Here is a 10,111-nt window from a genome sequence, read left to right as displayed (position 1 = left end):
TTATCAAATCAAATTTGATGAGGACGCTTGTGTTTTGCCGATAGTTGAGCATCGTAATAGATAATTTATGAATAATGCAGGTTAAAGTAAATTGGACTAAAAAAAAAGTCTTCAACAGTTTTGAAAGTACCTTTTCAAACCATGTTGAAGACGTTTTCAATTTTTTTAAGGGGCAGGAATTATGCAGCGGTAACTATTATGCCAGGCGAGTTTACGATCTGGGATGATACTGGATAATAGTATTCTTGAGATACTCTTTATCCAGGTGCGTATAAATTTCTGTTGTAATGATCGATTCATGCCCAAGCATTTCCTGTACTGCTCTCAGGTTGGCTCCTCCGTCGATCAAGTGTGTGGCAAATGAGTGGCGGAAAGTGTGTGGACTAATGTTTTTCTCAAGTCCGAGTTTTCGGGTGATGTTTTTAATGATGGTAAAAATCATAACCCGCGATAATTTTTTACCCCGTCTGTTGAGGAAAAGAATATCCTCATGGTCGGGATGAATTCTTAAGTTTCTCCGGTATTCGCTCAGATAAAGGTTGATCTCTTTTATGGCTTTGGTGCTGATCGGAACCAGTCTTTCCTTACTGCCTTTTCCTTCAATTTTCACAAAACCGGATTCGAAAAAGAGGTTTGATATCTTCAGATCGATCAGTTCTGAAACACGCAGGCCGCAACTGTATAATGTTTCCAGTATGGCTTTGTTGCGTTGGCCTTCGGGCTTTTTGGTGTCGACAGCATTTATGATGGTATCAATTTCCTCTACCGACAAGATTTCCGGAAGTTTACGTCCAACTTTTGGTGTTTCAAGCAGAGCTGTAGGATCCTTATCTACTTTTTCTTCAATGAGAAGATACTTGTAAAACGACTTAATACCGCTAATAATCCGGGCTTGTGTCCGTGGACTGATGCCTTTGTCATTCACCCATTCCATCATCTCTTTCAGGTGGTCAAGCTTTACCTTTTCCGGGCTAACATCATACCCTTTTTCTTTCAAAAACTGAACTAATTTAAGAAGGTCTGTAATGTAAGCATGGATAGAATTATCTGAAAGACCCTTTTCAACTTTTAAGTAGTTCTTAAACCCGTTAACTTCTTGTTCCCAATTCATGTCGCTGTTCATTTTTATTAATAATCCTTAAATTGCTATGCAGAGTGTTATTGTTATCAGAACCGATGCCTTCTCCATGTGTTTACAATCCAAATACAGTAAAAGCCCGGCACGAATTTTCTATAATCACAATTATTATACCGAAAGTCTATATGTATTCACTTTTGTTTTTCAAATGTTAAATATCTAACTTTTGTGTACTATGAACACTCAAGGTTAAATAATGGCTACACAATCAAAGAAATTATCATTGGTTAAAGTTGCGAAAATTTTTTATGTAAATGCAAATATTTTCTTAAATATTTTGTCATATCAATAGATTTTGTAATATATTGTTACAACACTTAGATGTCAGATTTGTTTGCCCAGAGTCAATAAATTGTTTGACAGTTTTTTGTATAAAGTATTGATCACAGTTTTTTATTTTATGATGATGTCGTATTTTTGCACCCTGTTAAGCTTCTGTTTTAATGGAACGGCATGATATCGATTTTCCAAACTTTGATATATTAAATTATTCATGCAAGTTTACCGATAGGTCGGGGGAAGCAATAACTTAGACAAATTTTTGTATGAAACGAGCATGGCAAAGATTGCCATAATAGATCATTAGATTTTTAGATATAAGTAATTTAGTCAATAGTTTTTAGTCAATAGTCAATAGGAGTGATTTAGAGGTACTGACATATTTCAAAAGCTGACAAAATTGCATAAATAACATGTTTTGAGCGGCTTGTGGTTTTGTTAGATATAAGATGTAAGATGAAACGAATATGACAGAGTCTACCTCAATATATGTTTAAATCTTCACATTCCAGTTCTATTAAGCCTTAAAATCAAATTTTATACGAATGAAACGAGCATGGCAAGGAAGTTCTTACATGCGAGTTCCATTCGACCTTAATAAATAAATTATACGAATGAAAATTCTGATTATTAATGGCCCGAATTTGAATTTATTGGGTACTCGTGAGCCGGATACTTACGGTAAGGAATCTTTCGACCGGTATCTTGATATTTTACAAAAGAAATTTTCTTCAACCCAAATTGACTACTTTCAATCCAATATTGAAGGGGAATTGATAAATAAAATTCATGAGTATGGATTTGGAGATTTCGGTATAATTCTGAACGCAGGGGGTTACACTCACACTTCTGTCGCTTTGGCTGATGCTGTTTCTGCTGTTGAAGCTCCTGTAATAGAAGTGCATATCTCCAATGTTTTTAAGCGTGAAAATTTCAGACACCATTCTTTTCTCTCACCGGTTTGCAAAGGTGTTATTTGCGGCTTTGGTCTTGACTCTTACCGGCTGGCCATTGAAGCGTTACTGAATCAATAATCAAAGGAAGTATTTTATTTAAAATCAGAATGAATGAAGAAGTTCACCAAAATTGTTGCAACAATTTCTGACAAAAGGTGTGAAGTTGAGTTTATCAGGAGCCTGTTTGAGGCGGGGATGAATGTAGCAAGATTGAATACCGCTCATTTAGATTTCGACGGCATAACAAGGATTGTTACCAATATCAGGGAAGTATCCGATGAAATCGCCATTCTTATTGATACAAAGGGACCTGAAGTACGTACAACTGTAGCAGATGATGACATTGACTTAAAGGCAGGAAACCAAATTATTCTTTCAGGAGAGCCGGATGAAAGAACCACGAACAAAAAGATATGCGTATCTTATCCCCATATAGCCGATGATGTTTCGGCAGGTACAACTGTTTTAATTGACGACGGGGAGATAGGACTCGAAGTCATTGAGAAAAAAAGTAACGGACTACTATGTAAAGTGCTAAATAATGGCGTGCTTGGAAGTCGAAAAAGTGTGAATGTGCCGGGTGTACGCATTAATTTGCCATCTTTAACGGCACGGGATAAAAGTTTTATACGGTATGCCATTGAAAACGATATTGATTTCATAGCTCACTCTTTTGTTCGTAACAAAGAAGATGTTATTGAAATTCAGAAAATTCTTGATGATCACGACAGCCCGGTTAAAATAATTGCAAAAATAGAAAACCAGGAGGGCGTTGAAAAGATTGATGAAATTCTTGAGCATGTATATGGTGTTATGGTTGCGAGGGGCGATCTCGGGATAGAGATTCCACAGGAAAAAATACCAGGGCTGCAGCGCCAATTGATTCGTAAATGTGTAGAAGCTAAAAAGCCTGTTATTGTAGCTACTCAAATGCTACATTCCATGATCAAGAATCCTCGTCCTACCAGAGCAGAGGTTACCGATGTTGCAAATGCTATTTATTACCGCACCGATGCAATTATGCTAAGTGGAGAAACCGCTTATGGGAAATATGCAGTGGAGTCGGTTAAGACCATGTCACGGATTGCTGAAGAAGTGGAAGCTGCCAAAGATAGCCGGAATGATATTCCTGTGGATGTGGTCGGGCATGATATTACTGCTTACCTTGCCGACACCGCTGTAAAAGCTTCTAAAGAACTGGATATAAAAACAGTACTGACAGATAGTCTGACGGGAAAAACTGCTCGTTATCTGGCCGCTTTTCGCGGACCTAATCCTGTGATTGCGCTTTGTTACAATAAACGTGTAGGGCGCGAACTGGCACTTTCATACGGGGTCTTTCCAGAGCTTACAGAACCAGGCAGTTCAAAAAGTGAAATTTTGAGCAATACCCTGATGCGTTTAAAAAAATACCATACCATTCAGGATGATGACCTTGTTGCCTATCTCGGAGGTAGTTTCGGAATAGGTGGGGGAACCACTTATCTTGAGATCATGACCGTGGAAGGATTGTTGAAAAAACATAACCGGATAACTGATAAAGATAGTTGATGTCTTTTCTGGTATAACAGGTGGGAAAAAAAGTGGATTTTCTACATCAATAGTATTGCAGAATTAAAAAGAACCGTTATCTTTGCAACGCTTTAAAAACAAAGGGAAGCATACATTTCCGGTCTGGTAGTTCAGTTGGTTAGAATGCCGGCCTGTCACGCCGGAGGTCGCGGGTTCGAGTCCCGTCCAGACCGCCAACCGGAAAAAATTTACTACCACATAATTAGGTCTGGTAGTTCTAGTTGGTTAGAATGCCGGCCTGTCACGCCGGAGGTCGCGGGTTCGAGTCCCGTCCAGACCGCAAAAAGGGTCATTAGAAATCAATCTGATGACCCTTTTTTGCGTTTTTTCTCATGCTTTAAAAAAGGAGAAATTGACCTTGCCATAATGTCGATTTTGCCAGAAGAAAGGATTGGTTTCAAAATTCTTGTCCGGCCCATGTTCAAGGACAAATAAGCCATCTTTTGTTAAGCTTTCGGAATGCATTACCATGTCTGGTAATTCTGCTATTTGGGGTAAGTCAAAAGGAGGGTCGGCAAAAATGAATGTGTATTTCTTGTTATTCTTTTCTATGAATTTGAATACATCGGCTTTAATAACTTTCAGATTATTATCAATGTTGAATCCGGCTGCTGTTTTTTTAATAAAACTGAAATTCGCATAGTTTTTCTCAATCGCAGTAACGGATAGACATCCGCGTGATGCAAATTCGTAAGAAACGGCCCCGGTTCCACTGAATAAATCCAGTACTTCCTCGTTTTCAAAATCAATCAGATTGTTGAGAATATTAAAAAGGCTCTCCCTTGCCTGATCGGTAGTTGGCCGGGCTTTAAAAGATGGCGGCGGTGAAAATCGCCGGCCTTTTAGTTGACCGCTTACGATACGCATGATGCCAGACTTAACAAATTATGAAACCGGTGCCCGGGGACATCTTTAAAAAGATAGCTGTATTGGAAACCCGAAGGCAAACCGGGTTGTTTTACATGTTTTATGTATTTCTCCAGTGTTTTCCTGATGACATTGAATTCCGGGTGGGCCCCGATAAGCTGTATTTCGGTATTGGAAGGCGGAAGTTGCAATTGCTCGAAAACAAACAGGGTGTAATAGATCAAATCATTCTCACCTCTTATCTGGAATGAATTGCTGAGTTTGAGATTGTTTTTTTCTATCACTACTATGTCAAAATAATTACTTTGTAAGTTGATAATTAATTGTGTTTTGCTTACTCCTGGCCGGCTAATGGCAAGTTTTGTCTCGGTCATAGGAATGTATTGCTGAAAAAAGGAGGGTTCGGGGAATTGGCGTTTAAAGATATCACCCAGTTGAGAAGGGATGGCAAAAATATTCCAGGCGTCGGCAAGCTTCATCTGAGAAAACACAATATTATGATTTTCCGGAACCTCATGTGTGAAACGGAGCCATCCGGCAGCCTCATCAGGAGTGAAAAGTCCTGATGGAACCAGTGTTGAAAAACGGGATGGAATGAGAATAAAAACTTTTTTGTAGGGGAGATTTAAAAGCTCGTTTTGTTCGAATATCTTGTTTGTGAGTTCGGGCAGATCGGTTTCTTTGACCTTGTGATGAAAAGAAAAGTATCTGAATTGAATGTACTTATTTCTAACAGGATCGAGAATAGAAAAAGAAAATCCATCCAGGCACACCTGGATGGATAAAAAATATGACAGTGTAATATTGGTGTCAAAAGTTTCGTCAACTAACGAAAGGTCGGGAACCATAATTAAAACATTTGTGGTTATTCCCAATTACCGGCACTGTTGTTTGCTTCGGTGAGTGACCCCACTTTGAGGCCGGGATATTTTTCGTAAGCTTTGGCTTCTTCGTTTAAGTTGATAATAAGCTGTTCATCAAGGCCTTTCAGATAAGTATTGTTGTGTACCTTTGCTTCAAAAACAGGTACTTCAACACCCGATGCCGTTTCTATGGTTGTGGCTTCCATCTCAAACTCTTCTTTGTTGGTAAAAGGAACGTACCGGAGTGAATCGGCTACGAAATTTCCATCAAAAAGAGAATCTTTGACGGAAACGTAAATGGTATCGCGTTGAATAATTCCCATTTTAAGGGCTTTCAGCTCGGTCATTCCCTCCTCAATCATGCTGTCGGTCAACCTTCCTTCCATGCGGATAAGCCGGAGCGAGTCGTTGTTGATAAAGTTGATCAACGTATCAAAACTTCCGGTAAACTCTCCATACACCGATTTGTATGCTCTCTGCGCTTCTCTAATGCCCTGGAGGCGTTCAATTACTTTCTCCTGCCGCATTTGGTGGGCTTCTTTAAATCTTACCGGCTTTTGAATGCTTTCCCAACACAAGTATCCCAACGCAAGGATGGCAATGGTCAGAATAATCTGGATTGCTGTTTTCATTATTTTTCGGATTTTTGTTTTTGTTTCAATTGCACAAATTTAAAAAAAAATTCAAACCGCCATTTCTTTATACCAAATAATTCATAAATCTTTGTTTTCGCTTCTGTTTTTTTCTTTTGATGATTATTGTATCACAATATTTCTTAACTCGCTTGTAATGCAGCGTGAATTAATTTTATGAATATTTTTTGTATAACTTTGAATATCAAATTGATAACATTTTCTTTAACTGTTTGTGCCATTGCCGGCCACTCTATGGGTTGACCAGTCAGGCGATTATCTGAATATCTGTTTCAAATATAACTGACAATTTGCTGGAAGACAAATGCCGGTTGGAGAAGAAGAAATAAAAGTATGTTAGAAGATTTCCTGAAAGAAAGAATACTGACTGAATTTGGGATGGAGCCTACTCCGTCGCAAAATGAATCAATCGGTCGAATTGCCCGGTTTTTAGCCGATCGGTCGGGCGATACGGCTTTTGTTATGAGAGGCTATGCTGGGACGGGTAAAACGACTCTTGTCAGATCCATCGTGAAAGTCTTGAGTGAATTCGGTCAAAAATCGGTTCTACTTGCCCCAACAGGACGGGCAGCCAAGGTTTTAGGGAACAGTGCCGGTGCTCCGGCGTACACCATACACAAAAAAATCTATCGTCAGAAATCCTCAAAAGATGGTTTTGCTGCTTTTGACCTGGATCGTAATTTACACAAGGATACATTGTTTATAGTTGATGAGGCGTCAATGATTTCAAATGACGGGGGAGGGGGATTTTTTGGTTCCGGCAGGTTGCTCGACGATTTGATGCGCTATGTTTACGAAGGCCGGAACTGTAAGTTGATGCTTATTGGAGATGATGCGCAGCTGCCACCTGTTGGCATCACCCTTAGCCCTGCACTCGAGGAGAACAATATTGCTGCCTTCGGGTTAAATGTGTTTTCTGCATCTTTAACCGATGTGATACGTCAAAAAATCGGAAGCGGTATACTCTTCAATGCTACCCGGCTCCGGGAAATGCTGGCAAATCATTCTGAATCCATTGATTATCCCCGGTTTTTGGTTGAGGGATTTCCGGATGTTTTTCGCATCACGGGCACCGGGCTTATTGAAGAGCTCGACTATTGTTACAGCAATTACGGACTGGAAGATACATTGGTAATATGCCGGACAAATAAACGGGCCAACCTGTATAATCAGGGCATAAGAAATACAGTGCTTTACAGAGAAGAACAGTTGGCAGTGGGCGATTATCTTTTAATGATGAAGAATAATTATCACTGGTTAAAAGATAACCAGGAAATTAGCTTTATAGCCAACGGCGACATTGCTGAAGTTATCAGGATAAACAATTACCATAATCTTTACGGTTATCATTTTGCGGATGTTGTTCTCAGGCTGGTCGACTATAAAGAAATTGAAATTGATGTCCGGATTATCCTGGATTCCCTGATGAGTAAAGGAGCGGGGCTGACCCAGGAAGAACAGGAGAAATTTTTTTATGAGGTGATGAAGGATTATGAAGATGTATCTGAGTCAAAAAAGCAATACAGAAATACAAGAGAAAACGATTTTTACAACGCCCTTCAGGTGAAATTTGCCTATGCCATGACTTGTCATAAGTCGCAGGGCGGCCAGTGGAAAGCGGTGTTTGTGGATTTGGGATATTTTACAGAGGATTATCTTACCCGCGACCTGCTGCGGTGGCTCTATACAGCAGTAACAAGAGCTACCGAACGGGTTTATTTTGTTAACTTTCCTGATGCCTTTTTTGAAAGATGATGCAGGAGTCCACTTCTAAAAGTCTCTTTTTGATAATCTTATTGTTGCAACCATTTCCATGCTCGTTTCATCACGATAATTTATGAATAAAGCAGGCTAAAAAGACTAATTTTTACTCTGTGGGACTCTGTGCTAGCTCCGTGGAGCTTTGTGAAACAATGAATTACACAGAGTGTCACAAAGTACGCACAGAGATTCACAGAGTATCACAGAGTTTTTAGACAGTCCCTTTCTCTGTTATTCGCCCACCTCCATATCGTCCATTATCTGGTCTATTTTTTTCAGAGCCTTTTCAGTTATTTTGTTGAAATCTTCCCGTTTTTTCAGTTCATCTTTTACTTCAAAATAGAATTTGATTTTCGGCTCGGTTCCGGAAGGGCGAACAGAAATTTTGGAGCCGTCTTCAGTAAAGAACTGGAGAACATTGGAGGTGGCCGGCTTATCAGTTATTTCGGCAACTTCGCCGGTGATAAGATTCTTCGATTTCAGGGTCAGATAATCTTTCACCAATGATACTTTGGCGCCGCCAAGTCGGGTTGGAGGTGTCTCCCTGAATTTCTTCATTAGAGATTCAATCTCTTCAGCTCCGCTCTTCCCTTTACGTACAATATACTTCATCTTTTCCTGGGAAAAACCATACGTGATGTATATGTCAAGAAGCAATTCGAAGAGCGATTTTCCCTGATCTTTTGCCAGAGCAGCAATTTCACTCATCATAACCACTGCACCAACTGCATCTTTGTCGCGAACATAATCGCCAGGGAGGAATCCGTAGCTTTCTTCACCGCCGCAAATATACTTTTTCCGGCCTTCCAGTTCTCTTATTATCCCGGCAATCCATTTGAACCCTGTGTATGTATCATAACACTCTACTCCTGCAGCATCGGCAATGGTTTTAATAAGTTCGGAGGTGACAATGGTTTTTACCGTGTATTCTTTTCCTGTCAACAAGCCTTTTTCTTTCCATTGGTTCAGCATGTACCAGGTGAGCAAAATGGCGGTCTGGTTACCATTGACCAGAACAAACCTGCCGGTTTCATTTCTGAAGGCAACGCCCAACCGGTCTCCGTCAGGGTCAGTAGCAACCACAAGGTCGGCGCCGGTTTCTTCTGCCCTGGCAATGGCCATCTCCAGTGCGGCAGGCTCTTCAGGATTGGGCGAAACAACGGTAGGGAAGTCGCCACTCACTACATCTTGTTCGGGGACATGAATGATGTTTTCAAAACCTATTCTTTTCAAGGCTTCGGGGAGGATTTTGACAGTGGTGCCGTGAATGGGACTGAAAACTATCTTCATATCTTTCTGACGCCGGATAACATCGGGATTGAAAGAGAGTGAAGCGACCTGCTGAATGAATTTTTCGTCCATGGCTGCCCCGATAATTTCAATTAAATCGGGGTTACCGTCAAATTTAATATCCTCAACATTCGTAATTTTCTGAACTTCTTTGATGATGTTTTTATCATGTGGCCCTATGATTTGGGCGCCGTCTTCCCAATAAGCCTTGTATCCGTTATATTCTTTAGGGTTGTGTGATGCGGTAAGTATAACACCACTCTGACACTTTAATTCGCGGATCGCATACGAAATTTCAGGGGTGGGGCGCAGATCATCAAAAAGGAAGGCTTTAATGCCGTTGGCCGAAAAAATATCAGCTACGGTTTCGGCAAAGAAACGACTGTTGTTACGGCAGTCGTGACCAATTACCACTTTAATTTCCTGAAGTCCGGCAAATTGTTTTTTCAGATAATTGGCCAGTCCCTGAGTAGCTGCTCCAACTGTGTATTTATTCATACGGTTGCTTCCTACCCCCATGATGCCTCTCAAGCCCCCGGTTCCAAACTCCAGGTCTTTGTAAAAGGCATCAATTAATTCGGAAGGGTCATTGCTCTCGAGCATTTCCTTCACCCTGGCCCTGGTTTCCTGGTCGTATTTACCCTTAAGCCATTGTTCGGCTTTTTGTTTTACCAGGTCTGGTATATTTTCTCTTGTCATATCTTATATTTTTTAATTGTTTTTTCGGACAAA

General features: G+C 40.3%; 8 protein-coding genes and 2 tRNA genes. 5 read left to right on the top strand and 5 right to left on the bottom strand.

Annotated elements, in window-relative coordinates:
• Positions 1–211: 211 nt before the first annotated feature.
• Positions 212–1,111, bottom strand: a complete 900-nt coding sequence (xerD, locus tag OQ5_RS0118500) for a site-specific tyrosine recombinase XerD (protein WP_016778916.1) — start codon at positions 1,109–1,111, stop codon at positions 212–214.
• A 920-nt stretch (positions 1,112–2,031) separates the two neighbouring features.
• Here xerD and aroQ point away from each other — a divergent pair.
• From aroQ to OQ5_RS0118480, 4 genes are all read left to right on the top strand, one after another.
• Positions 2,032–2,451 carry a type II 3-dehydroquinate dehydratase gene (gene aroQ, locus OQ5_RS0118495; RefSeq protein WP_016778915.1) on the top strand — a complete coding sequence of 140 codons (420 nt, stop codon included), beginning with the start codon at positions 2,032–2,034 and terminating at the stop codon, positions 2,449–2,451.
• A gap of 33 nt (positions 2,452–2,484) precedes the next feature.
• A complete protein-coding gene (gene pyk / locus OQ5_RS0118490) occupies positions 2,485–3,924 on the top strand; it encodes a pyruvate kinase (protein WP_016778914.1) in 1,440 nt (479 codons plus the stop codon).
• A 120-nt stretch (positions 3,925–4,044) separates the two neighbouring features.
• A tRNA-Asp gene (locus tag OQ5_RS0118485) sits at positions 4,045–4,121 on the top strand.
• Positions 4,122–4,150: 29 nt separating this feature from the next.
• Positions 4,151–4,225, top strand: a tRNA-Asp gene (locus OQ5_RS0118480).
• Between the two features lie 50 nt (positions 4,226–4,275).
• On the opposite strand, the gene OQ5_RS0118475 is transcribed toward OQ5_RS0118480, so the two are convergent.
• From OQ5_RS0118475 to OQ5_RS0118465, 3 genes are read right to left on the bottom strand one after another with little or no spacing between them, the layout of a single operon-like run.
• Entirely contained in the window at positions 4,276–4,812 is a 537-nt protein-coding gene (locus OQ5_RS0118475; protein WP_016778913.1) for an RsmD family RNA methyltransferase, read from the bottom strand.
• On the bottom strand, positions 4,800–5,687 hold the full coding sequence (locus OQ5_RS0118470) for a DUF3822 family protein (protein ID WP_016778912.1): 888 nt from the start codon (positions 5,685–5,687) through the stop codon (positions 4,800–4,802). Before OQ5_RS0118470 ends, OQ5_RS0118475 begins: the two co-directional genes overlap by 13 nt.
• Positions 5,678–6,307, bottom strand: coding sequence for a hypothetical protein (locus OQ5_RS0118465; RefSeq protein WP_016778911.1), 630 nt, complete (start codon positions 6,305–6,307; stop codon positions 5,678–5,680). The genes OQ5_RS0118470 and OQ5_RS0118465 overlap by 10 nt, the downstream gene beginning before the upstream one ends.
• Positions 6,308–6,661: 354 nt before the next feature.
• Here OQ5_RS0118465 and OQ5_RS0118460 point away from each other — a divergent pair, with 354 nt between their 5' ends.
• Positions 6,662–8,083 (top strand): ATP-dependent DNA helicase, encoded by a 1,422-nt coding sequence (locus OQ5_RS0118460; protein WP_016778910.1) that lies wholly within the window; start codon positions 6,662–6,664, stop codon positions 8,081–8,083.
• A gap of 237 nt (positions 8,084–8,320) precedes the next feature.
• Here OQ5_RS0118460 and OQ5_RS0118455 read toward each other — a convergent pair whose 3' ends face one another.
• Complete coding sequence (locus tag OQ5_RS0118455; protein WP_016778909.1) at positions 8,321–10,078, bottom strand: phospho-sugar mutase; 1,758 nt, start codon at positions 10,076–10,078, stop codon at positions 8,321–8,323.
• Between the last annotated feature and the right edge of the window lie 33 nt (positions 10,079–10,111).

It is taken from the genome of Anaerophaga thermohalophila str. Valhall (assembly GCF_000250735.1).
In the GTDB taxonomy this organism is placed as follows: Bacteria; Bacteroidota; Bacteroidia; order Bacteroidales; family Marinilabiliaceae; genus Anaerophaga; species Anaerophaga thermohalophila_A.
This window is presented reverse-complemented; position numbering and strand designations above follow the sequence as displayed.